The sequence below is a fragment of the Alteromonas sp. ABD4_190 genome (assembly GCF_056160105.1).
In genome coordinates this window covers 3,283,832-3,308,540 of the sequence record NZ_JBSWWN010000001.1, presented here as the reverse complement: position 1 = coordinate 3,308,540, position 24,709 = coordinate 3,283,832, and the positions used below count along the sequence as shown (strand labels likewise).

Sequence of the window (24,709 nt, the reverse complement as noted above, 5' to 3'; positions counted from 1 at the left end):
AAAATATAAGAAAGGCGGTACGACTTACGTCCTACCGCCTTTTTATATTTTAAAATCAATACGTTGGATATTTCATCGCGTCTGCAGGGGTGCTGTTTTTCCGTGCGTTTTTTATTTCCCGTATTGGGCAATTAAATCACGAACGTACTGCTTACAGCGGGCTACAGCCTCAGAAAAGTCGCCATTCCCTACGCTTCCCATTGAATAACGTAGCCAATAACCGTCAATGAGTGCAGCGGTGGACGCTGCGGCATTTTTAACCTGTTCAGGTTGAAGTAACATGCGATAGCTAAACGCTAAGTTACGTTCTAAGCGTTTGTGGTTAATACATTGCAAACGATGCAAGCCTTCATTGTGCAGCGATAGCGCCCAAAAGTTAAACCAAGTATTGGTGGCTGAACTTGCCCCTTGCGTTTGCGAAAAGTTGTTCTCAATGATGAAGTCAATACGCTCTAGCGGATCATTAATGCGCTGCGAGATTTTAAGCGCATCAAGAAGGTGACGCATGGTTGCTTCAATTAACCCTTGCTTATCACCGAAATAGTGACTGATTATCCCTGAAGAAAGCCCAGCTCTTTTACTAATTAAGCTAATCGTCGTACCGTGATAGCCAACTTCTGCCATCACTTCTAGCGTTGCTTCAATTAATTGCTTCTTACGAACTGGCTCCATTCCCACCTTGGGCATGCTACAACTCCAAACCTTAAATCTAAAAATAACCTGCAACAGCGCTATGCTGTCGCAGGTATGATATCACGATTAAAAGGTTAAGCGTGCGTTGACTGCAACAGCGCGAGGTGCGCCAATCCAAAATGCACCTGGGGCGATAGTAGACGCATAGTCTTCATCAAAAAGATTGTTTACTGTTAAACGCACTTCCAACTCTTCAACACCTGGGCCAATGTTTTCGATAAAACCGCCAATATAGAAGTCGCTAACTATGTAGTCATCAACTTGTGCGGCATTATCAATATCCAAGTAGCGACTATCAACGTACTTTGTAGACAAACCAGCAAAGTAGTTATCGCGTGCCCAGTCAAGGCTAATTACAGCCATAGTGTCAGGCGTACCGATAACCGTATTACCTTCAATAGCTACCAGTGACACTTCTGGGTTTTCAGGGTCAGCAATGGCTGCCAGCGCATCGTCAAGCGTATCGTATTCCGTGCCTGAACTTCCTACCGTAGCAACGTATTCAGAATCGCTTAGAGTAATAGAGGTAAACAACGAGAACTCATCGGTTAGCATAACGTCTGCTGAAATTTCAAAACCGCTAGACTCTATACCGCCCACGTTTTTGTAACCACCAGCGGCCGCTTCAAGAAAGTCTATTCCCTCTGAAGTTTCGTTGCTGGTAAATTGAATACGGTCGTTAAACTCAATATTGTAGTAGGTCACACTGGCATTGAAGCCCGGTGATGCGTAGCGGAAACCCACGTCTATGTTGTCAGCTGTTTCTGGCTTTATAAAACGGAGGTCAGTATCGTTGCGCTCTAGCTGCGCGTCTTTAATTGCCGCAAAGTTTTCACCGTAACCAGCAAAGACTTCTAATCCTTCAAACGGCAATGGTGCGACAATACCGGCTGAGAATAGCGTATCAGAATCAGTATTTACCGATAAGTTGTTAGCTGAATCAAAGTTGTCCGTTTTTTCAATATCGACGTTAAACTTCTTAGCACCGGCACGGATGCGCGCAAAACCTAAATCTAGCTCGTCTTCCACATAGTACATTAGAGTATCAACCGGGAATGTTCTGTCGTACTGCACCCAATAAGGTACGTTGTCATAATCTACACTGATAGATGAGTTGGTAATTTTGTGCCAGTCACGTGACTCATCACGATCGTAATCTTCCCACCAAATACCAAATCGAACCGTATTATCAAAATCGCCAATCTTTGTGTACCAAACGGCATCAGCGTTAAGGCCTATGCGCTGTTTGTTATAGTGGGTATGACGATAAGAGCCCACTGGGATAGCCCCTTGCTCGTGACAGCCAGGATCGTACTGTGCACCTGCACCGCCATAAGGGAAAGTTAGTGAACTTTGACAACCTTCAATAGGGCTTAACTGATTGCCTTGTCTATCCACAAAGTAAATTTGTCCGAGTTCTTGCCCGCCAAATACCGTGTTGCCAACAACAAGCTCTGAATGGCCTTCTGCGCCGTCATCAGTAACATCAACGATATATGGAGGCACCCACTCCCCTCGGCCTTCGTTGTCGTGATAGTACACGTTAGTCATAAAGTCGACCTGACCAATCGTAAATTCTGCCTGTAAATAGGCGAATAAATTTTCGCGTAGCGTAGACCAACCGCGGCGATATGCCTGATCTTGATAAGGCACGCCTGTCCACTCGTCAGTTAACTGATCCCAGTCTGGGTTTTGCTCATATTGCGCTAAGCCATAAATACGCTGGTAGTTATCTTCGTGGGTATCGTCGTAAGACAGGTAACCTGTAAGAGACACGTCATTGACGGTAGAGATAAACTTCATCGCTAAATGGTCGCGTGTATTTTCCGCTGCCTGCTGCATAAAGTCAGAGCTTTCTTGGCTTGAAAGACTGATCCACGCGTAGGTATCTTTAAAGATTTCGCCCGTATCATAGCGAACATAATATTTTGACGCATCAAACTCACCAGCGGTAACGCTAGCGACTAAACCCTGCTCCATGGATGGGTCTATGGTGGTGAAGTTTAACGTACCGCCTAATGCTTCATGAGAACGAGAACCGATATCTGCAGTACCTTGTGACACCTCTACGCCATTCACGTTTTCAGTATCGATATAACGATTTGCTTTTGCGCCACCACCGTAGTTTGAATTACCGTTGGCAATGCCATCTACCGTCATACCTATTTGCTGTTCGTTTAGGTTTACCTGAAACCCACGAATAACGATAGACGTTGACCAATCATCAGCGCCAAAGGTATCACCTTCGTTTATAAGGACACCAGGGAGGTTGTCTACAGCGGCTAGAACGCTGCTAAGGTTAGCCTGTTGTTTAAACATATCATCGCTTGTTGCATTGTTAGCGTAAGAGACGCTTCGCCCAACAACCGTAATCTCTTCTATGCGCTCTTCTTCTGCACGTTCCGCCTCTTCCGCCAAAACTTGTGACGATGCAGCCATAGATGAAAGGGCAGCAAGTATTGCTATAGATAATTTATTGTGTGGTTTCATGTGTTTCCCAAAGTAGTTGTGTATTGTTTGCACACTACTTTAGGTAGGTATTGTTACACTTAGGTTAAGTTTAATTGAACAATCAATTAATTAAATTCACAAATTAATTTAGGGATGAACAGTACAAAATTTGCCACGGAAGCTTGTTTGCGTTCTATTATTTCTAGCCGTGAGATGAAAATATCTGATCTGTAGGCATAAAAAAGCCCTCGTAAGTGAGGGCTAAAAGGGAAAGGTTTATCTTACCTTGGTATTACTTTACGACTGTGTGGCGGCTTGAAAACTGGTGTTTTTGCTTTCAGTCCCGGCTACTTGCTTTTCTGCATAAAGCAAAGCGTCGTGCAAGGTTTCAAAGTTAGGTATACCAGGGTGTGCTTCGTTTACGCCCTCTAATACCTTATTGACCTCAGCGTTTGCACCACAAATAACTAACTGTCGACCAGCTGCAAGTGCGTCTGATGTTACCGTATCAACTGCCATTGCTGCTGATACATCCATGAGTGGAACACGCGAGAAGTCTAGTATGGTGACTTTAGAACCCGGCTTCACGCGCTCACGAACGTGGTGACCTAAGTCTGCGGCTGCACCAAAGCTTAGTGGACCACCAAAGCTAAAAATTGAAACCTTGTTTTTGAGTGACTCTAAAAGCTCGTTCTCCTTAGGGTCGTTAAGCGACTCAGGGATTTTCTTAAGCTCTTCGATTTGAAGTTGCGCGACTTGCTTAACGTATGCAAGTGCAGCAAATACAACGCCCACACCAACCGCTGTGATTAGGTCTACAAATACTGTTAGCGCAAGCACCATAATCATTAGGCCGAAGTCCCAACGTGGTCCCTTGTGAGCACGTTTCAGATAGCTCCAGTCTATGATGTCTAAACCAACTTTAACCAAGATACCTGCAAGTACAGCGTGAGGAATTTGCGCCGCTAGCGGACTAAGACCTAACACAATGGCTAGAAGCACTAGCGCGTGAACCATGCCTGAAATGTTGTACTTACCACCGCTACGGATGTTTACAACAGTACGCATGGTTGCACCTGCACCTGCGATACCGCCAATAAGACCAGCAAAGGTGTTACCAATACCTTGGCCGATTAGCTCTTTGTTACTATCGTGACGGGTACGCGTCATGTTATCAGCAACAAGAGATGTAAGTAGACTATCGATGGCTCCCAGCACAGCTAGGATAAACGCGGCTTCAAGAATAAGCAGTGCTTTACTTTGGTCAAATACTGGAAGGTGCAGACTTGGTAGGCCTGTAGGAATGTCACCAAGAACAGGCACTGATAGCGCAAGGCTTACTAGTGTTCCAATAATTAGTGCAGCCAGTGCGCCAGGCACATATTTGCCTAGTTGCGGTGGCCATTTGTAGGCAATAACCAAAGTACCAAGGCCAAGCGCCAAGGTTGCAAAATCGATATCGGCAAGTGCGGTCGGTAGGTAGGACAACGCGCCAATCGTACCGCCCGGAGGCTCGTGCCCCAATAACCTACCCAACTGCAGGATAATGATGATTGCACCGATGCCCGACATAAAGCCTGATATTACCGGGTAAGGCACTAGGCGAATGTATTGACCAACGCCAAGAACACCAAAAACAATCTGGAATATACCCGCTAATATCACGGCGGTGAATATAAGGCTGGCGTCGCCTGATAGACTTGCAAACAAGCCGGCAAGAACAACAACCATTGGTCCCGTTGGACCAGAAATCTGAGCTGGTGTACCACCGAAAAGTGCAGCAAAGAAGCCAACCGCGATAGCACCATAAAGGCCCGCCATTGGGCCTAGGCCTGACGCAACACCGAGTGCAAGCGCCAGTGGCAAAGCAACGATACCAGCAGTTAAACCGCCGGTAAAATCGCCACGTAAATTTGAAAGGTTAATTTTTACCATGGTTACAGACCTTATTCACCGCGAGCAAGTTGTGCTTCGGCAGTAGACTCGTCCATTACATCAAATTCACCAGACTCAGTGTTGTAGTAAAGCACTTCACCTGAACCAATGTTATAAACCCATCCATGAAGCTTAACCTGACCTGTTGCGATTTTGGCAGCAACAGCAGGGTGAGTGCGAAGGTGCTGAATTTGCTGAACAACGTTCTCTTTCGTTACCGCTTCTAAATCATCAATAGAAAGTTCAGAATGACCGCAACGCTCTTTAACCACGTCAGTTGCGACACGACAATGGCCCAACCACTCTTTAACATGCGGTAGTGAGCTCAGCGCTTCAGGGTTAATCGCACCTTTCATCGCACCACAGTCGGTGTGACCGCAAATAACAATGTGAGAAACACCCAGTGCAGCAACTGCAAATTCAATAGATGCAGTCATACCGCCTGTTTGGTTGCTGTGAGGAGGAACGATGTTACCGGCATTACGGCAAATAAAAAGTTCACCCGGGTCAGTTTGTGTTACTAAGTTCGGGTCGATACGTGAGTCTGAACACGTAATGAAAAGCACTTCTGGGTTTTGGCCGGTTGCTAGTTTTTGGAACGTAGCCTTTTTGTTCGGATAAACTTCTTTCTGAAATTTAGCCACACCAGAGATAACGTGATCCATATATAACTCCCAATTTTTTAATAATTGTAATGATTATGTAATTACGCCAGTTTCACCTGATAGATTAATAGTTTAATATACTAACTCGCGATAGCTAAATACTATCACAACCAAAACATCATCAACTATGAGTCTAGTAAGAGAAGGCCATTTTCACCATGCAATTTAACGGAAAGACCCCGTCAATAAACCAAATCCGCTATTTTGTAGCAGTGGCTAAGTACTTGAGCTTCAGACAGGCTGCGGGAATACTAGGAATTAGTCAGCCTACTCTGACCAGTCAAATTAGTGCACTGGAAAACCTTTTAGGCTTAACTTTATTTGAGCGCTCACGCACCGGCACGCTTTTATCACCACAAGGTAAAGCGCTGCTAGATGCGGCTGAAGAAGTATTACAGGCCTCTCAGAGGTTCGGCGAAATTGCTCGTGACTTGTCTCAAGGGGAAATGGTGACATTCCGATTGGGTATTCCCCCAACACTTGGTCCTTATTTGCTCCCTTTCGTTTTGCCCGATTTACACAAACGTAAACCTGGCTTGCGCTTTTACGTGCGTGAAGGCGCGCCTAATGCCCTACAGCATGGTCTTTTGCGGGGCGAGTATGACTTAATTTTATCGCCACTTTCGGGTGAGAACTCACAATTGATAACCCAGCCACTTTTCAAAGAGCCGCTGAAATTTGTCACACCATCCGATCATAAATTAGCGGGTGAGGCCTATGTTAAACCAGAAGAATTAAGTGGTGAAAAAGTACTAACGCTAGAAGACCGACATCATTTTCACCATCAAGTACAGCGTATCTGCGATGAAATTGGTGCCGATTTACAGCGTGATTACGAAGGAACCAGCCTAGATACTTTGCGCCAAATGGTAGTAATGGGGATGGGTGTGGCTTTTTTGCCTGGTCTTTACATACATTCAGAGCTACACAAACCTGAAGCACTGCATGTGTGTGAAATCGCAGATATGCCCATAGAGCGTCAGCACTCTTTGGCATGGAGAAACACGGCGCCAGGCAGGAAAACCTTTAGAGAGATCTCTATTATCATAAAGGAGATCATCGAATCTCGTCTTTCTGACGCAGTCACTATTGTTAGCTCCGCGTCTAGTTCACCTCAGAAACGTTAATCTAAATATAGCCGCTATGATTGATAGACACCATTTAAAAATAGTACGAGCGATTGACGCTGATGGTACCATGACGGAAGCAGCAAAATCGCTTTTTCTTACCCAATCAGCGTTAAGTCATGCCATGAAGAAATTAGAAGCGCATTTTGACGTGCCGCTTTGGAAAAAAGAAGGAAGAAGGCTAACGCTCACCCAAGCCGGTCAAAGTGTTTTAGGTCTTGCCCACAGGGTCTTACCACAGTTTGAACACACCGAAGCCCAGCTTCAAAAGTTTGCCGACGGAAAACAAGGCATATTGCGTATTGGGATGGAATGCTATCCATGCTTCGAATGGCTGTTAAAAGTTGTCGCGCCTTTTTTAAAAGCCTTTCCCGATGTTGATGTTGATGTACGCCGTGCATTTTCGTTTGGCGGATTACAGGCACTACACGGGTACGATATAGACATTTTACTTACGCCCGACCCGCTGCATCTAGACACCATTACCTACACCCCCGTATTTGAATACGAGCAGGTACTGGTGATGGATAAACACCATAACTTAGCAGGAAAATCATTTATCACTCCAAAAGATTTAAGTAATGAAACCCTTATAACTTATCCGGTGGAGCATAGTCGCCTTGACGTATTTACGCATTTTCTTACACCTGCCAATTGCACAGTAAAGCAACATAAAACGATTGAAACCACAGAGATTATCTTACAAATGGTAGCTGCTGGTCGCGGTATTACCGCTTTACCAAAGTGGCTTGTTGAGGAGGCAAAGGAAAGTAAATTGCTATGCACAAAATCTATGGGTGAAGCGGGCGTGACTAAAACTCTATATTTGGGCCATCGCAACGCTACTGACGCGCTGGGGTTTGTAGATGACTTTATCGCAATGTCCCAAACTCTTTCGCTTAGCACCTCATAGGTTATTTTGCCATTCGTGCATTATCAATACGGTCTTGTACAAGTGGATGGGAACTAAACCAGCTATCAACGTCTGACTGCTCTGTGGCTAACGTTTGGAATGCTTCCATAGCAGCCGCGAAGTCAGCGGGATCTTTACCCAATGCTTTTAATTGACCAATAGCGTAGTTGTCCGCTTCCCATTCATGAGCTTTGCTAAATTGATTTTGAACTACACTTGTTCCTACGCCTAGAACACCATCTAAAACGCCACTCAAGTCGCCAAAAATATAACTTATCGCAAGGGTTGCGAATAGTGACTCTGCAATAAGCTGCATGGAATGATTGTTTTCTACATGCCCTACTTCATGCAGAAAAATAGCGTTTAATACGTCTTGATTTTCCTCAACCAAAGCGATGAGTTGGTCGGTAAACACAATAGTGCCATCAGGTAAGGCAAAAGCATTGGGACCTAATACGTTAGAGTGGCGAAAGTGCACGCGGTAATTTTTATTTTCCGTCTCTATTTGAGCTAATAGTGAATAAAAACTGTTAGCGTGCAATTCCTTTGATTCGGTACTAAGTTCAGATGGCTTAAGTAAAGTGCTATCGAGCGCGGCCAAGGTATGTTGAGAACCGATTTCTTTTATGCTGTAGGGAACATATTGAGAAAACGACACGGCAATTCGAGGAAGAGCTTGGGTGAATAGTCCATAAAGAAGCAAAGGCACAAGTATTATACTTGCCATTAAATACGACTTTTTCGACTCTAATTTATTCACCCCTACCAATTGATTTTTATCAAGCCAGGCATCTTCCTCTGGGCTAGACGACCACATAAGTAAATCACCGCCATCCAGTGACACTTCTCGTGGTAACCCCGCAAGTTTTGTGCGAGTTGTCATCTCTGACCTGTGTACCCGTTTAGAAGTGCCATTTTGGTCAAAGAAAATAACCAGCTCGTCGCCCTCAATATTACAGGTCACAATATCTGAACTAACACCGCTTGCGTAATAGTAATGTGATACCGACACGGCATTTAACCTAAAGCTACGTCTACATCAAATAAAGTCGCAGCTTCCTCTGCCACCGCACCAGCAGAACCAGAACTACCAACAAGTACCTGATCAAAACCTTCAAGCACTTTTACTTCAGTGGCGTCGGCGAATAATTTTGCACTTCTCACTTTTGCCCAAGGAAGCGCCATTCCTAAAGTTAGAACAATCGCTAGCGCATTGACTAAGCGCAGTTTGATGAGTGCACCTGCTGCCAGCGACGAATTAAACTGAGCAACGTTTTCAAGTTGTGTGTTTTGGAAAATGTGATTCCTAATTCGAGCATTGTAGTAACCTGATACTACAGCGTAAGTTACTAAGTAAAACAAAACTAACAGTATTGGTGCTAAAGCTGAAACAGACGACGGTTCACCGTTAGACATTGCCACAGCGCCAATTCCTAAAACAAAAGACGAAATTAGCATTAAACAAAGAGAGATAAACAGCACACCAACTGATGTTCGATAGTATTTGCCCGTATCCAGCGTGGTGGAAAAGGATTTATTGCCAAAACATGATTCGTTTACTAAAAACGCATCAATCTTCTTTAATACCCAAGGCATAAGCAAGTACAGGGTAAATATGCTTGCAATAGGCAAGAGTACAAATAACACAAAGGCTTCTCCCCACCGGCCTTTAAAAGAAAATCTAACGTTTCTATATGCCGTCATACGAAGCCTAAAACGCATACTCATAATAATTAAAGCAGGCGTTAACGCCATGAGAATAAGTGCGAAAATAAGCGCAGCAGCGGGGTTTATCGTAGTTAGAAAAAAATAACCACCGAATAAAATTACGGCAATTATCCGCCCCTTTAAAATTTGTAGCGGTTCAGCAAGGTAAGAAAAGCGATGACCATCAAGCTCTGTATTGCTATAGAAATAGCGTTTGGTACGCACCGTCGCCCATGCAGAATAAATACCTAAGGTAACAATACTTAGAAGTAAATTAACTATCCATATAGAAAAAAACTCACCCGCTTTACCATGAAACTTAATCTGATCGGTACGGATTATTTTATCATTCGCTTTACTAATTGTTTCGTGTGATGCGTGCAACTTACTTTTTCTTTCAGCGATTAAGGCTGAAATCTTGGCAGCGCGTTCTGGATACTCAGCAGCGTCTATGGAATTTAACGCTTGGGCAAGTTCTTCTAGACTATAACTTTCGTAGTCGGGCATGGGGGTATATGCATTGTCATCCGTCATGGCAACGTTTCATCCTTGATTTGTTTTTTTATAAAGCTACGCAATAATGAAGTAGATGGCAAGATCGCGTAGCTAGTTAATCATTAACGTCTAGCTGTAAAAGCAAAGATAAGCGGTAGGCGTAGACACTTTTACGTCAAAAGATGCATCGGCAGGCACATTAAAACTGGTACCCGTTGCGAAAGACTGCCATTCGTCACTTCCCGGTAGCTTTACCACTAGCTCACCTTCAACCACTTTCATCAGCTCTTTTTGAGAGGTAGAAAATGTGTATTCACCCGGTGACATTACGCCCGAGGTACAAGGGCCGTTTGCAGATTCAAACCCAATTGAGCTCACTTTGTTGTCGAAATAATGGGGTATACCAATCCGCATAGATAATCACCCACTCAGAAGGCGCTGGCAAGTTTCCTAGCGAAGCGTGGGAATGCAGGAATGGCTGTTCCCTTTCATTGATGCAAGAGATGCTTTTCTAGCGCTTCTTCCAAATAAGCATATGGTTGTTGGCGGGCATGTCGATTATTTCTTGCAAGCTTAACTCGCCTGCCCAAGCAGTAAGCTCATTGATATCGCGGTAACCTCCATATCCTCGCTCTAGCAGCGAAATGTGGAAGGTTTGGTTACTTTCAGAAGTGAACTTGCCGCTGTGTGTAAAAGGGCCATACTGACAGAATATGCCCCCTTTAGGTAAGTGCAACGCTACTGATTCCATTAGTAGCTTCGCCTCTTCTTTTTGCATGATATGCGCGGTGTTTGCCGTAAAAATGCCGTCTATGTCGAGGTTGGGAAAGTCATCTTGCCCAACGGTAAATGCTATGGGAGGTTTTATATTCCCCGCATTTGAATCACTCAGCCACGCGGCAATGCCTTCGTGATAGTGCGTTTGATCGCTTGTGTGCCAAATAAGGTGGGGTAAGTGTTCAGCCAAAAATACGGCATGTTGTCCTGTCCCGCTTCCTATTTCCAATACTTGTCGGCAGTTAGCAAATGTACGTTCAAGCACGCTCAAAATAGCGCGCTTGTTGTTTTCACAGGCCTGACTAAAAGGCTTTTCGATTTGCATACACGTTACCTGCCTTATCAGCATTAATCACTTAAGTTAGGACCTAACCACTTTTCAGCTTCTTCTAGCGTCCACCCTTTACGTGTAGCGTAATCTTCTACCTGGTCGGTCTGAATTTTGGCAACAGCAAAGTATTTGGCATCAGGATGAGCGAAATACCATCCGGATACCGAAGCTCCCGGCCACATAGCATAGCTTTCGGTTAGCTTCATACCTGTATGCTGCTCTGCTGACAATAAATCCCAAATAAGCTGCTTTTCAGTATGCTCGGGACACGCGGCGTAGCCTGGTGCCGGTCGAATGCCTTGGTACTTTTCGCGAATAAGTTCTTCGTTACTTAGTGATTCGTCAGCGGCGTACCCCCAGTAATGCTTACGCACTTGCTCGTGCAGATATTCCGCAAACGCTTCGGCAAGCCTGTCTGCCACCGCTTTAACCATAATGCCATTGTAGTCATCGCCAGTCTGAATATAGCTATCAGCAAGCTCGTCTTCACCTATACCGCCGGTGACGGCAAAAGCGCCCACATAATCATTTATGCCGCTGGATTTTTCAGCTACAAAGTCTGCTAAACAATAATTAGCGAATTTGTCTTTTAGGGTTTGCTGACGCAAGTGATGGGCAACACCTTGAATCTGGTTTCTCGACTCATCGGTATAAATTTCAACATCGTCATTAACGCGGTTGGCAGGAAACAAGCCGATAACGCCTTTCGCCTGAAGGCTATTCTCTTCGATAATTTTATCCAGCATGGCGTTGGCGTCGTTAAACAGTGACTGTGCCTGCTCTCCCACCACCTCATCTTCAAGTATACGTGGGTACTTGCCTGCCAAAGACCAGGTTAAGAAAAATGGCGTCCAATCAATGTAGTTGCGCAGCGTAGCCAAATCAGCGGTTACCGGTGTTACACCTAGGTTCGCAGGTTTTACTGGTAAAGTCGTAAAATCTGGCTTAAAAGCGTTTTCTCTGGCTTGAGCTAATGTCACCGGCTTGCTGCGCGGCTTTTTACGGGCGTGTTGTTCGCGTACCGTGTCGTATTCTTTTGCCAGTTCTTGCGCGTAAATATCACGAGACGCTTTGTTTAGAAGACGCTGGCATACGCCTACTGCCCTACTTGCGTTTGGAACATAAGCCACTGGCGCGTGGTAATTTTGTTCGATTTTTACCGCAGTGTGCGCTTTAGACGTAGTCGCCCCGCCAATAAGCAGCGGGATATCAAAGCCCTGACGCTCCATTTCTTTGGCAACGTGAACCATTTCATCTAGTGAAGGTGTGATAAGGCCCGACAGGCCTATCATATCAACGTTTTCATCTTTAGCGGTTTGTAAGATTGTCGCCGCTGGCACCATTACGCCAAGATCAATCACTTCAAAGTTATTACACTGAAGTACCACGCCTACGATATTTTTACCGATATCGTGAACATCACCTTTTACCGTAGCGAGAAGAATTTTACCGTTGCTTTTAGCATCGTCTGACTTTTCTTCTTCAATGTATGGCTGTAAATGGGCTACCGCTTTTTTCATAACGCGAGCCGACTTTACCACCTGAGGAAGGAACATCTTACCTTCGCCGAACAAATCCCCTACTACGTTCATGCCGTCCATTAATGGCCCTTCGATAACGTGTAACGGACGCTCAGCTTGCTGACGCGCTTCTTCAGTATCTTCAATAATGTAATCGGTGATGCCCTTAACAAGCGCGTGCTCTAAGCGCTTATTTACTTCTTGCTCGCGCCAGCTTAAATCTTCTTTCGCGGCAGCCTTTCCATCGCCTTGATAATTAGGGGCAATATCGAGTAAGCGTTCAGTGGCATCACTTCTGCGGTTTAAAATCACGTCTTCAACCGCATCTCGAAGTTCAGCAGGTATTTCGTCATATACCTCTAGCTGACCTGCATTCACAATAGCCATATCCATACCCGCGCGAATAGCGTGGTACAGAAACACCGAGTGCATAGCCTCGCGCACTGGGTTGTTGCCCCTGAACGAGAATGAAATATTAGAAAGGCCGCCTGAAATATGAGAGTACGGGCAGGTTTTACGTATCTCACGGGTAGCTTCAATAAAATCAACCGCGTAGTTATCGTGCTCTTCAATACCCGTCGCTACTGCGAAGATGTTGGGGTCAAAAATAATATCCTCAGGTGGAAAGCCGACTTCTTCTGTCAGTAGCTTGTAGCTACGCTGACAAATCTCAACTTTGCGGGCTTGTGTATCGGCCTGGCCGGTCTCGTCAAACGCCATCACTACGGTTGCAGCACCATAGCGCTTTATTAGCTTGGCTTGGTTTAAGAAGATCTCTTCCCCTTCTTTTAAGCTAATCGAGTTAACAATCGCTTTGCCCTGCACACACTTAAGCCCGGCTTCGATAATCTCCCATTTAGACGAGTCGATCATAATGGGAACTCGGCTAATATCTGGCTCAGAGGCAATCAGGTTTAAAAAGGTGATCATGGCCTGCTTTGAATCAAGCATGGCCTCATCCATATTAATGTCGATGATTTGAGCACCGTTTTCTACCTGCTGTCTTGCGACATCAAGTGCGGTTTCATAATCACCTTCAAGAATAAGACGTTTAAAGCGAGCAGAACCTGTAACGTTAGTGCGCTCACCGATATTGATAAATGTTGAAAATTCTGCGCTCATAATGCCCTCCTAGTGTACAAACGGCTCTAGGCCTGACAAACGCATTTTAGGTTCAAATTCGGGTAGCTTGCGTGGCGCAATACCTTCGACCGCGTTGGCAATATCGCGAATGTGCTCTGGGGTACTGCCACAACAGCCACCTACGATATTTACTAGCCCTGACTGCGCCCATTCTTTGATGTGCTCGGCCATCTCTGGACCTTCCATGTCGTATTCACCAAATTCATTAGGTAAGCCTGCATTAGGGTGTGCGGATATGAAGCACTCACTAACATTGGCTACTTCATCTACGTATTGACGCAATAGATCTGGGCCTAATGCGCAGTTTAAGCCGAAGGAAAATGGGCTAATATGTCGCATTGAGTAATAAAACGCTTCTGCGGTTTGACCAGAGAGCGTACGCCCTGAAGCATCGGTGATAGTACCTGATACCATCACGGGTAAAGCCCTACCCAGTTTTTCAAATACGGACTCCACGGCAAACGCAGCTGCTTTCGCGTTTAACGTATCGAATATAGTTTCAAGCATGATTAAGTCTACGCCACCTTCAATAAGGGCTTCGGTTGACTCACTGTACGCTTCCACTAGTTCGTCAAAGGTGACATTGCGCTTACCTGGGTCATTAACGTCAGGTGAAATAGACGCCGTGCGGTTTGTTGGACCTAATACACCGGCAACAAAACGGGGTTTCTCGGGGGTTTTAGCTGTGAATGCATCGGCAGCTTTACGCGCTAATTTAGCCGCGGCTAAATTAATATCCCGCGATTGGGCCTGCATGTCATAATCGGCCATAGCGATAGTAGTGGCGTTAAACGTATTCGTTTCAATAATATCCGCACCAGCTTCAAAATAATCGCAATGAATTTGGTAAATAATATCTGGCTGAGTAAGGACCAACAGATCATTGTTGCCCTTTACGTCGCAGTGCCAGTCGGCAAACTGCTTCCCGCGATAGTCTTCTTCTTCCAACTTATGGCGCTGGATCATAGTGCCCATCGCACCGTCTAAAATTAGAATGCGTTTATTAGCGGCTTCTGTAAGCGTTGCCTGCGCGTTTGAATGTGATCTTTGGCTCACGTGCTACCTCTTTGGCTGTGACTTTTCAGCAAGCTGACTTAAATCGTAAGGCGTGGTCTGATAGACATAATAATTCAGCCAGTTTGTAAACAATAGGCTGCCGTGCGAGCGCCACTGTACAATAGGAGACTTGGCTGGATCATCCCCTTGAAAATAGTTTTTCGGCATTGACGGCGTTTGTCCCGCGGCAATATCTCGTAAATATTCGTCTTTTAACGTATCTGGATCGTACTCTGGATGACCCGTTACAAACACCATACGCTTGTCTTCTGACGCTACAATATAAGCGCCTACATCATCAGATTCTGCCACAACGCTCAGCCCATCAACACTGTTGTACAGCGAAGTATCAATATGCCCGTAACGAGAATGGGGAGCGTGAAACGTGGGGTCAAAACCTCTTAATAGTTCATTATGAGGATCGTTTACTTTATGCTTAAAGACACCTGAAAACTTTTCATCTTTGATCTCACGAGTAATACCATAAAAGTGATACATGGCGGCGTGAGCAGCCCAACATAAGTAAAGGGTTGAGTTCACGTGACGCTGCGCCCATTCCAGTATGGTGGTCATGGTTTCCCAGTACTTCACTTCCTCATAATCGATAAGCGCAAGAGGTGCTCCGGTTACTATAAGTCCATCGTATTTCTTGTTCGCGACTGCTGAAAAGTCGTGATAGAAAGCATCCATGTGCGATTGCGGGGTATTCTTCGGCGCTTGATTATCAATTCGAATTAAATCCACGTTTATTTGCAGCGGCGTGTTCGATAACAGACGAAGTAACTGTACCTCTGTTTCTATCTTGTTCGGCATTAAATTAAGAATACCGACTTCAAGAGGACGAATATCCTGATTGGCAGCCCTGTCCATGTCCATGGTAAAAATATTTTCACCTAGTAGTACATTCTGCGCGGGTAACTGCTCAGGAATACGAATTGGCATAGAGGGCTCCAGTGATAAATTACAATATTTGTATTGTGTCTATAACTGGCGATATGTCAACATCTTTACGTCTAGACGTCTAAACGTTTTTTACTTGGTGGGAAAACGTTAGCTATTTTGCTTATGCACCATCACTAACATCTCAGCTTCAGCGCGAGGAATGTCACAGGCCTCAATAATTTCGTCGATGCTGGCACCTTGCTTAACTAAGTCTGCAGCACGTTGATATAGGCGTAGGGAAGGATCTTGAAGTTTGAGCTCTCGAAGCTGATTTTCAATATCAGTTTGTTTTTCGTCTAGCTCTTGAATGTGGCGAGTAATGACCAATGTGCGTGCTTGCGCCTCAGTTTGTTGGTTATTTGCATCTTTAGCGAGCGCTTCTGCTCGTGCAATTGCGGAAGCACTATTTTGCTCGTTATCGTGTAGAGCTGTACGTAACTGCTTAACGTGCGAATATAGAATACTTACCGTAACAGCAAGCACAACGATAAAGCCGCACAAAATAAGTTCAATTAAGGTAGGTGCAGCAAGCTGCCATTCCATGGACATAACCCTTGGGGAAATGGAGGCGACATAGACAATACATGTCGCCTATTTATTTTTAGATATTGCTAAGCTCATCCCACTCTTCGTCACTTAGCAATTTATTCAAATCGACAAGAATAAGCAGTTCGCCATCACGATTGCTAACGCCTTGGATAAATTTGGCACTTTCTTCAGTGCCAACGTTAGGGGCGCTGTCGATTTCTGATGATTTCAAGTACACCACTTCGGCCACACTATCCACCAATATACCAACAACCTGTTCGTCAGACTCAATGATCACTATGCGTGTATTGTCCGTGATTTCCGTCGGGGGTAGCCCAAAACGCGCCCGGGTATCAATGACGGTTACCACGTTACCGCGCAGGTTGATTATACCAAGTACATAATCAGGCGCACCGGGTACAGGGGCTATTTCGGTATAGCGCAATACTTCTTGTACTTGCATTACGTTGATACCGTAAGTTTCTTCACCTAAGCGATACGTCACCCATTGAAGGACTTCGTCGTTGCTGTCGGTAGCGTTACTATTCATTCTTTCGTCGCTCATGAACCTGGCTCCCAATACTATGGCGTCTGGTCGTTACTGTCTAAGCCTTTGTTAAGCATAGATATTAATTCTTCAACGTCAATTAACGCGCACATTTTTTCTTTAACCATCCCTGCTAACCAGGGACGCTTACCTGTGGACTCGCGCCATTTTACGTCATCGGCAGTCAAATTGACCGTGTTTACAAGCTTTTCGCTTGCAAGTCCCCACGCACTCTCTCCTAACATTATAAGATATCGGTAGTTAAGCGATTGTGCGAGATTTTCGTTGTATTTTTCTGGCATTACCCATTTTGCAGAGTCAACAACATTTAGTTTAGACTCTCTGTGCAACATTACCCCCATAAACCAGTCAGGTTTTCCAAATAAAGGGCCTATTTTTTCAATTTGATGGATGCCACCTAGCGATGTTAAGGGTACCGCAAGTGTTAGCCCAGCCACCTCAAAGAATAGCGCCTGAAAGCGAAAACCGAGAGTATCCTTTAGTGGAGTTTTTAACTTCTCGGGAGTATCAACCTCACTTTCTTGTTCCGTTTGAGCAGGGACGTCAGCGAACGAATCCTGTTTTTCACTTACACTCGTTTGTGAATTCTGACTTTCAATTAACGAAGAGACCTCTTGTACTAACACTTCTTCATCATTGGCCAGCGGTTCGCTAGTTGTAGAAACAAGCGTTGACTCAGCCATTTGTTGAGAGGCTTGCTCAAGCAGTCTTGCCGTGCGCGCAGTAACATCCTCAGGAGCTTCAGGCTCTTTCAGAAGACTGTCTAAATATGCCTCCATTACTTCTTCACGGGCAAATGGCGATTGCTTGCTCATGGTCTTGTTATTTCTCCAATACGGCTAACAGTTTATCGTAGGCATTTACACCTCTTGTCTTTGGGTAAGCAGCAGAGATAGGAAGCTGCACCAAACTAGCATCCCTGAAGTGAGTGTCCACCGGAATGACCCCCTCCCAAACACGCTCACCGTAATCATTCATTAATCGCTTTCTCGACGCCAGTGCGGCATTTGTACGTTTATCAAACATAGTAGGAATGATTAGGGTGTCAAAAGACTTATCTAACGAACGCCCCATGATTTCCATAGTACGAATCATTCTATCCAAGCCTTTAAGGGCCAGATACTCTGTCTGCGTCGGAACAATTACCTTATCGCAAGCCGCCAGCGCATTGACCATTAACACACCCAAAACAGGAGGGCAGTCGATGATAGCAAAATCAAATTCATCGGATATCTTTGCGAGTGCTTTTTTTAACACTAAACCCATACCCTGTTCGCTGCCCATTGTTCTATCTAAGGTTGCCAGAGCCATGGTCGCTGGTAGCACATATAAATTGTCGAGCTTTGTAGGACTGAGACAGTCCATTACTTTATCGGCAGTAATCTGATTAGAATTAATAAAAATGTCGTAAACAGAATGACTTGTCGCCTCTGCATCAATACCAAAGTAATAACTGAGCGATGCGTGAGGATCAGTGTCAATCATAAGCACTCGTTTGCCCTTTTGAGCAAGCAAGCCGCCAAGGCTTACGGTTGTAGTAGTTTTACCTACTCCGCCTTTTTGATTTGCCACAGTCCACACTTTCATAATTACTGTTCCATTACAGTTCAAACTGCTATCGCATTTCGGTTTGAACGCAACTGCTCATATCGTCAATATTGATATTTTTACTGGATATATTAGCCACAGCGACAGCTTGAGGCATTCCGTAAACCACACATGAGTCTTGATCTTGCGCCCAAATAGTCGCGCCTTTATCTCTGAGTAACCGGCACCCTTCTCTTCCATCAGCACCCATTCCCGTTAAGATAATACCAAGTACGTCGCCTCCATAGACTTTAGCTAATGAGCTAAACGTCAGGTCAACGCTTGGCTTGTAACTCACCTTATCAGATTGGCTGGCATCAACGATGGAAATTCGCTTATTGCTGCCAATTGTTTCAAGCAGCATCTGCTTTCCTCCAGGAGCAAGGTAGGCATGTCCAGGCATTAAGATATCGCCATGCTCTGCTTCTTTTACTTTAATTTTACAATTGCTATCTAAACGCTGTGCAAATGCAGTAGTAAAAGTTCCGGGCATATGCTGCACTAACAATATAGGGTAAGGGAATTCTGCCGGCAGGGGGGAAAGCAATTTTTGCAGTGCAACCGGCCCTCCCGTGGACGCCCCTACCGCTAAACATGCGTACTTTTTCCCGGTTGCTCTTACTGAAGAAACAGTAGGTTGCTTATCAGCATCTTTGTGACCAGATAGCAACCCCGATGTTTTGAAAAAAGCTTGCTTTGGCGCGTTGTCAGGAAGTTTTCGAGTTTCCATTGTGCGAAGAGAAGGACGCTTTACACCTAGCCCTCTTCGCGCTATTAACCTAACTTTAGTGCAAAGTAAGCGCGAAGCATCTTTCCTGTCTTGCGCAATATCTTCGAACTTCTTTGGTAAGAAATCGAGGGCGCCGGCTTCTAGCGCGTCAAGCGTAGCCTGTGCGCCATGGTGCGTTAGCGAGGAAAACATCAAAATTGGCGTTGGACGTTTATCCATAATAACCTTAACGGCTGAAATACCATCCATAACTGGCATTTCAACGTCCATGGTTATTACATCTGGTTTAAGTGCTTCCGCTTTGTTTAATGCATCTTGCCCATTTCTCGCTTCTCCAACAACTTCAAGCTCTCTATCGCCATCGAGAATTTCTCGCACTCGACGGCGATAAAAGGTCGAGTCGTCCACGACTAGGACTTTAAAGACCATGGATTATCATTCCCGTTAATTCATCGCCTTACTTGATGGGTTTACGCGCGTACCGTTTTAGCAGGCTCGGAACATCTAAAATTAGTGCGATACCACCGTCTGAAGTAATTGTTGCACCAGCCATACCCGCCGTACCTTGTAGCAATGCGTCAAGGGGCTTAATAACTACTTCTTCTTGGCCTATGAGCGCGTCAACGACAAATCCAACTTGCTGCGTACCAATTTGCACCACAACTACGTGCCCCTTTTCTTTATCGATGTTTTTGGGGCCTCGGATCAACCATTCGCCAAGGAAGAACAATGGAATTGCTTTCGAACGAACTATCATTGTGAGCTGGCCATCCACCGTGTTGGTCTTCTTGATGTCCATATTTATTATTTCGTTCACCGCACCTAATGGTAACGCAAAGGTCTGTTTCCCTACAACAATCATTAATGTAGGTAAAATTGCTAGCGTTAGCGGTACTTTAATATCTAATCGCGTGCCTTTGCCAAGTTGCGAATCGATATTGACGGTACCGTTTAGTTGATTAATTTTGGTTTTAACTACATCCATGCCGACGCCGCGACCTGAAATGTCACTAATTTCAGTCTTCGTTGAGAAGCCTGGCGCAAAAATAAGGTTAAACGCTTCAACATCTGACATTCGTGCGGCTGCATCCGCGTCTAGTACGCCACGACTAATAGCTATCTCTTTTAGCTTTTCCGCGTCCATACCCTTACCGTCGTCCTCGATAGTAAGAAGAATATGATCGCCTTCTTGAGATGCTGATAGCTGAACCGTACCCATGCGAGGCTTACCAGCGGCCGCGCGGTCATCTGGCATTTCTATTCCGTGGTCAACAGAGTTTCTAACCAAATGCACAAGCGGATCGGCCAATGCTTCAACCAAGTTCTTATCTAAATCCGTTTCTTCACCCACAAGCTCTAAGGTAATCTCTTTCTTTAAGCTTCTTGCTAGGTCACGTACAACGCGAGGAAAACGCCCGAAAACTTTCTTAATGGGCTGCATGCGGGTTTTCATTACCGCACCTTGCAAGTCACCCGTCACTACATCTAGATTAGCAATGGCTTTCGACATGCTTTCGTCGTTGCTGTTGATACCCAAGCTTATCAGTCTGTTTCTAACCAGAACTAGCTCGCCGACCATGTTCATAATCTGATCTAAGCGTTTGGTATCTACACGTACCGTCGTCTCGGCAGGCGGTGGAGCAGGAGCGCCTTTCTTATCATCTTTCTTGGCAGCCGTTTTTGGCGCAGCTGCTTTGCTCGTTTTTGCTGCACTCGGTGCTGGGTTCGCCTTAGGCGCTGCCGCTGCACTAGGCGCTGATTGTTTTGCTTTTTGAACAGCTTCGGTGGCCGCTTTATCTACAGGAGGTTCAGGTGCCGTTGCACCAGGTCCTTGTTTAGTAGGCCCTTGACCGGAGCCATGAAGCTGATCGAGTAGCGCTTCAAATTCATCGTCTGTGATTTCTTCATCACCTGCACTGCTTGGCGGAGTTGACGCTTGTGCAGCCTCGGGTGCGCTTTTTTCGTCCCCACCAAACTGACCTTTTCCGTGCAGGTCATCTAACAGTGCCTCGAACTCTTCATCAGTAATGTCATCACTGTCAGTGCTCGCCGCTGGTGCTGACGTTTGCTCAGGCTCCGGTTTGGCGGGTTCTGTATTGGTTGATGAAGCTTGTCCTGGAGCACCACCTCCATGAAGCTCATCGAGAAGAGCCTCAAATTCGTCTTCGGTAATTTCTTCTATACCGCCGCTACTTTCACTGCTATCTGACGCAGCAGGCACAGGTTCATCTATAGTTAGCTCGGGCTCTTCTGCAACAACCTCGGGCTCAGCCGCGACAACTTCTTGCTCGGGTGCACTTGCATTGTCGAAAATGTTTTCATCTGGAGATTCTGGGCGACTGAGTTTGTGTAACAGGTCGACAAGATGTGCATCCGCCGGCTCTAGTGGCTCTTGAGCTTTCACTCGCTCAAACATTTCAACCACCACATCAGTGGCTTGCAAAATGATATCCATTAACTCAGGCGTTAGCGTTCTTTGGCCATTGCGCATGACGTCAAAAACGTTTTCAGCACCGTGACAAATTTCAACTAACTCAGTAAGAGAAAGGAAACCAGCACCACCTTTTACCGTGTGATAACCGCGAAAAATTGCGTTTAGCAAATCCGCATCTTCAGGATTGTTCTCAAGATCAACGAGCTGTTCTTGTAATTGTTCAAGTATCTCTCCAGCCTCAACTAGAAAGTCCTGTAATATTTCCTCGTCAACATCAAACGACATGCACCCGCTCCCCTAAAAACCTAAGCTAGACAAAAGATCATCAACATCATCTTGGCCTGAAACGACGTCATCTCGTTTTTCGGCATCAATAATTGGGCCTTCTGCCTCTACACCATCAACCTTATCGGCCTTAACGCTAGATGATTTAGTTTGTTCTGCACCGTCACGCTCACCAAACATGGTCAACATGTTTACAAGGCTTTCTTCTACCTCTTTAACCAGGTCAATTACGCGACGAATAACTTGCCCAGTTAAATCTTGATAACCTTGTGCCATCAAAACTTCAGTAAGTAACTGTGTAAGTTTAGCTGACTGATTCGAACCGTCTTCCAACAATTCGTCTAAGTCTGCACATAAAACCTTAAACTCACCCAACTCGATTTGGCGGTTCATCAGCTTTTTCCACTCTGGCATTACCTTCTCGATTCGCTCCGAAAGCAATTCAGCTATCGGCATGCTCGCCTCAACGGCGTCCATAGTAGTATTAGCAGCTTTTTCAGTTTCTTCAATTACGTAGGTAAGGCGGGACTGTGCATCGGGAATATCGTCTGTAGCTAAATTTTTGATGCGATCGTCTATTTGGAAGTTGTTCAATGCGTCGTGAAGTTGACGCGTTAACTTTCCTACCTCAGCAAACAACTCAACATTTTCTTTCATTGAGACTGCTTCAAGTAGTGCATTAGCAGAGGTCTTGTCACCCTCTTCAAGATAAGTGACAAGTTGCTTTGCTTCTTCCAACGATATTGGAACGTTTACATTCATTGACATCCAGTAAACCTCATTTATCTGTTGAGCGTCTGGATCAACCTAAACGTTCGAATATTTTATCTAATTTTTCTTTTAACGTTGCTGCTGTGAAAGGTTTAACGACGTAGCCATTAACACCCGCTTGCGCGGCGGCAACAATTTGCTCTTTCTTCGCTTCAGCGGTAACCATAAGCACAGGCAAGTGCTTAAGCTTATCATCTGCTCTTATCGCGCGTAGTAAATCGATGCCCTGCATGCCAGGCATGTTCCAGTCAGTAACTACGAAATCGAAATCGCCTTGTTGTAACATTGGCAATGCAGTGCTTCCGTCATCCGCTTCCTGAATGTTGGCAAAACCCAAATCTTTGAGTAGGTTTTTGATGATGCGTCTCATGGTTGAAAAGTCATCGACCACGAGAATTTTCATGCTTTTATCCAAAATAGCCTCCACTGAGGGGTTAATTGTTATTAATCTCTATTCTTCGTCAGCTTGCCACGACTTCATTCGTGATTTGAGTTTTAACATGGCTTGACTGTGAATTTGACTGACTCTCGACTCACTTACGTCAAGAACCTCGCCTATTTCTCTTAAGTTTAGTTCTTCATCATAATAAAGTGAAAGAACAATCGCTTCTCGCTCGGGTAATGTCGTGATTGCATGGGCCAACGCTTTTTGAAAAGCCCCTTGCATCAAATCTTCCAGCGGTGCATCACTACCTCTAGTTTGCTCTGTAGTGATCACATCCTCCGACACCCCCAAATCTTCAATGCCCACCAACTTTCCAGCATTGACTTCATTAAGCATCTGATGATAATCCTGCAAGCTTACATTTAGCTTGTCAGCAATATCAGAATCTCTTGCGTCACGCCCAGTTTCACTTTCTACCTGAGATATCGCCTCAGTAATCGCGCGACCATTGCGGTGAACAGAACGTGGCGTCCAATCACCTTTGCGTATTTCGTCAAGCATGGCACCGCGGATGCGAATACCTGCAAATGTTTCAAAGCTTGCGCCTTTAGAACCGTCAAAATTCCGTGCGGCCTCTAGCAAGCCAATCATGCCTGATTGGATAAGGTCATCAACAAGTACACTCGCAGGCAGTCGCGCCATCAAATGGTGCGCAATTCGCTTAACCAGAGGCGCATGTCTTTCGACTAACTGCGATTTATCTGTTTGCTGTTGATAAGCGGCGGCCTTGCTGTTCAACGTTGACTTCCTACGGCTTTTTCTGCAACTAATTGTTCAATGAAAAATTCTAAGTGACCTCCAGGCTGCGCTGGAATAGGCCAAGTAAGCGCCCTGTTTGCTAGCTTGGTTATCGCTACGGCTGCAGGAGAGCCAGGAAAAGCATCAACAATAGCTGTTTGCTTACGCACAGCCTTGCGAATATTTTCGTCAAATGGCACCGTCGCCACTAATTCTAGTGCAACATCAAGAAAACGCCCTGTCACTTTGCTTAATTTGCTAAATAATTCCTGACCTTCTCGCACATCGCGAACCATATTGGCCACAACTTTAAAGCGAAAAACACCGTGCTCACGGTTAAGGATTTTTATCAGCGCATACGCATCAGTTAGTGATGTTGGCTCATCGCAAACCACCACCATGATATCTTGGGAGGCTTTAGAAAAGCTTAATACCATATCTGAAATGCCAGCAGCGGTGTCGACTATTAATACGTCTATTTGAGAACGCAGCTCGCTAAACGCTCTTATCAAGCCAGCGTGCTGTGTGGGTGAGAGTTCCGCCATTGACTGGGTTCCAGATGTGGCGGGAGCAATCTTAATACCGTGGGGGCCGGTTACTAAAACCTCGTCTAACGTGCACTCGCCAGAGAGTACGTGAGATAGGTTTTTCTCAACTCGCAGGCCTAACATCACATCTACGTTTGCAAGACCAAGGTCCGCGTCAAGAACCATTACACGCTTGCCCTGCTTCGCCATGGCGATAGCAGTGTTAAGCGTAATATTTGTTTTACCGACGCCACCTTTACCACCGGTGACGGCGATTACTTTGATTAACCGTGATTGCTTCATTTTTCTTAAGCTACTCGCTTGATCGTCAATCATACTGC

23 protein-coding genes are annotated in these 24,709 nt (G+C 45.3%); 2 read left to right on the top strand and 21 right to left on the bottom strand.

Features of this window, described 5'->3' with window-relative positions; all coding sequences use genetic code 11:
- Window positions 1-111 precede the first annotated feature (111 nt).
- The 4 genes from betI to ACXAFM_RS14420 form a co-directional block, all read right to left on the bottom strand.
- Entirely contained in the window at window positions 112-687 is a 576-nt protein-coding gene (gene betI / locus ACXAFM_RS14435; RefSeq protein ID WP_474831448.1) for a transcriptional regulator BetI, read from the bottom strand.
- 72 nt (window positions 688-759) lie between these two features.
- On the bottom strand, window positions 760-3,183 hold the full coding sequence (locus tag ACXAFM_RS14430; protein ID WP_474831452.1) for a TonB-dependent receptor domain-containing protein: 2,424 nt from the start codon (window positions 3,181-3,183) through the stop codon (window positions 760-762).
- Window positions 3,184-3,441: 258 nt separating this feature from the next.
- On the bottom strand, window positions 3,442-5,079 hold the full coding sequence (locus ACXAFM_RS14425; RefSeq protein WP_474831454.1) for a SulP family inorganic anion transporter: 1,638 nt from the start codon (window positions 5,077-5,079) through the stop codon (window positions 3,442-3,444).
- Between the two features lie 11 nt (window positions 5,080-5,090).
- Window positions 5,091-5,744 (bottom strand): carbonic anhydrase, encoded by a 654-nt coding sequence (locus ACXAFM_RS14420; protein ID WP_458731998.1) that lies wholly within the window; start codon window positions 5,742-5,744, stop codon window positions 5,091-5,093.
- Between the two features lie 158 nt (window positions 5,745-5,902).
- Here ACXAFM_RS14420 and ACXAFM_RS14415 point away from each other — a divergent pair, with 158 nt between their 5' ends.
- Window positions 5,903-6,871: a hydrogen peroxide-inducible genes activator gene (locus tag ACXAFM_RS14415; protein WP_474831459.1), complete on the top strand. Its 969-nt coding sequence runs from the start codon at window positions 5,903-5,905 to the stop codon at window positions 6,869-6,871.
- A gap of 16 nt (window positions 6,872-6,887) precedes the next feature.
- A complete protein-coding gene (locus ACXAFM_RS14410) occupies window positions 6,888-7,784 on the top strand; it encodes a LysR family transcriptional regulator (protein ID WP_474831462.1) in 897 nt (298 codons plus the stop codon).
- Between the two features lies 1 nt (window position 7,785).
- Here the strand turns inward: ACXAFM_RS14410 and ACXAFM_RS14405 are convergent, their stop codons facing one another.
- The 17 genes from ACXAFM_RS14405 to ACXAFM_RS14325 all read right to left on the bottom strand — a co-directional run bounded on the left by ACXAFM_RS14405 (window position 7,786) and on the right by ACXAFM_RS14325 (window position 24,704).
- Window positions 7,786-8,796, bottom strand: coding sequence for a M48 family metallopeptidase (locus ACXAFM_RS14405; protein ID WP_474831464.1), 1,011 nt, complete (start codon window positions 8,794-8,796; stop codon window positions 7,786-7,788).
- A 5-nt stretch (window positions 8,797-8,801) separates the two neighbouring features.
- A complete protein-coding gene (locus tag ACXAFM_RS14400; protein ID WP_474831467.1) occupies window positions 8,802-10,025 on the bottom strand; it encodes a YjgN family protein in 1,224 nt (407 codons plus the stop codon).
- 90 nt (window positions 10,026-10,115) lie between these two features.
- Complete coding sequence (ppnP, locus tag ACXAFM_RS14395; protein ID WP_474809242.1) at window positions 10,116-10,400, bottom strand: pyrimidine/purine nucleoside phosphorylase; 285 nt, start codon at window positions 10,398-10,400, stop codon at window positions 10,116-10,118.
- A 97-nt stretch (window positions 10,401-10,497) separates the two neighbouring features.
- Window positions 10,498-11,088 (bottom strand): DUF938 domain-containing protein, encoded by a 591-nt coding sequence (locus ACXAFM_RS14390; RefSeq protein ID WP_474831469.1) that lies wholly within the window; start codon window positions 11,086-11,088, stop codon window positions 10,498-10,500.
- A 23-nt stretch (window positions 11,089-11,111) separates the two neighbouring features.
- Window positions 11,112-13,736, bottom strand: coding sequence for a methionine synthase (gene metH, locus ACXAFM_RS14385; protein ID WP_474831471.1), 2,625 nt, complete (start codon window positions 13,734-13,736; stop codon window positions 11,112-11,114).
- Window positions 13,737-13,745: 9 nt separating this feature from the next.
- The gene (locus tag ACXAFM_RS14380) at window positions 13,746-14,813 is read right to left on the bottom strand and encodes a homocysteine S-methyltransferase family protein (RefSeq protein WP_474831474.1); all 1,068 of its coding nucleotides are present in this window, start codon (window positions 14,811-14,813) and stop codon (window positions 13,746-13,748) included.
- A 3-nt stretch (window positions 14,814-14,816) separates the two neighbouring features.
- Window positions 14,817-15,755 (bottom strand): homoserine O-succinyltransferase MetA, encoded by a 939-nt coding sequence (metA, locus tag ACXAFM_RS14375; RefSeq protein WP_474831476.1) that lies wholly within the window; start codon window positions 15,753-15,755, stop codon window positions 14,817-14,819.
- 108 nt (window positions 15,756-15,863) lie between these two features.
- A complete protein-coding gene (locus ACXAFM_RS14370) occupies window positions 15,864-16,298 on the bottom strand; it encodes a DUF2802 domain-containing protein (protein ID WP_474831479.1) in 435 nt (144 codons plus the stop codon).
- Between the two features lie 58 nt (window positions 16,299-16,356).
- Window positions 16,357-16,848: a chemotaxis protein CheW gene (locus ACXAFM_RS14365; RefSeq protein ID WP_474831482.1), complete on the bottom strand. Its 492-nt coding sequence runs from the start codon at window positions 16,846-16,848 to the stop codon at window positions 16,357-16,359.
- A gap of 17 nt (window positions 16,849-16,865) precedes the next feature.
- Entirely contained in the window at window positions 16,866-17,666 is an 801-nt protein-coding gene (locus ACXAFM_RS14360; protein WP_474831485.1) for a chemotaxis protein CheW, read from the bottom strand.
- Window positions 17,667-17,673: 7 nt separating this feature from the next.
- Complete coding sequence (locus ACXAFM_RS14355) at window positions 17,674-18,438, bottom strand: ParA family protein (RefSeq protein WP_474831487.1); 765 nt, start codon at window positions 18,436-18,438, stop codon at window positions 17,674-17,676.
- 28 nt (window positions 18,439-18,466) lie between these two features.
- Window positions 18,467-19,597: a protein-glutamate methylesterase/protein-glutamine glutaminase gene (locus ACXAFM_RS14350; RefSeq protein ID WP_474831489.1), complete on the bottom strand. Its 1,131-nt coding sequence runs from the start codon at window positions 19,595-19,597 to the stop codon at window positions 18,467-18,469.
- Between the two features lie 28 nt (window positions 19,598-19,625).
- Window positions 19,626-21,887, bottom strand: coding sequence for a chemotaxis protein CheA (locus ACXAFM_RS14345; RefSeq protein ID WP_474831493.1), 2,262 nt, complete (start codon window positions 21,885-21,887; stop codon window positions 19,626-19,628).
- 12 nt (window positions 21,888-21,899) lie between these two features.
- A complete protein-coding gene (locus tag ACXAFM_RS14340) occupies window positions 21,900-22,655 on the bottom strand; it encodes a protein phosphatase CheZ (protein ID WP_474831495.1) in 756 nt (251 codons plus the stop codon).
- A gap of 34 nt (window positions 22,656-22,689) precedes the next feature.
- Window positions 22,690-23,073, bottom strand: a complete 384-nt coding sequence (gene cheY, locus ACXAFM_RS14335) for a chemotaxis response regulator CheY (RefSeq protein WP_025254383.1) — start codon at window positions 23,071-23,073, stop codon at window positions 22,690-22,692.
- Between the two features lie 36 nt (window positions 23,074-23,109).
- Window positions 23,110-23,841 (bottom strand): RNA polymerase sigma factor FliA, encoded by a 732-nt coding sequence (locus ACXAFM_RS14330; protein ID WP_474831498.1) that lies wholly within the window; start codon window positions 23,839-23,841, stop codon window positions 23,110-23,112.
- The gene (locus ACXAFM_RS14325) at window positions 23,838-24,704 is read right to left on the bottom strand and encodes a MinD/ParA family protein (protein WP_118489983.1); all 867 of its coding nucleotides are present in this window, start codon (window positions 24,702-24,704) and stop codon (window positions 23,838-23,840) included. Before ACXAFM_RS14325 ends, ACXAFM_RS14330 begins: the two co-directional genes overlap by 4 nt.
- Window positions 24,705-24,709: the final 5 nt, after the last annotated feature.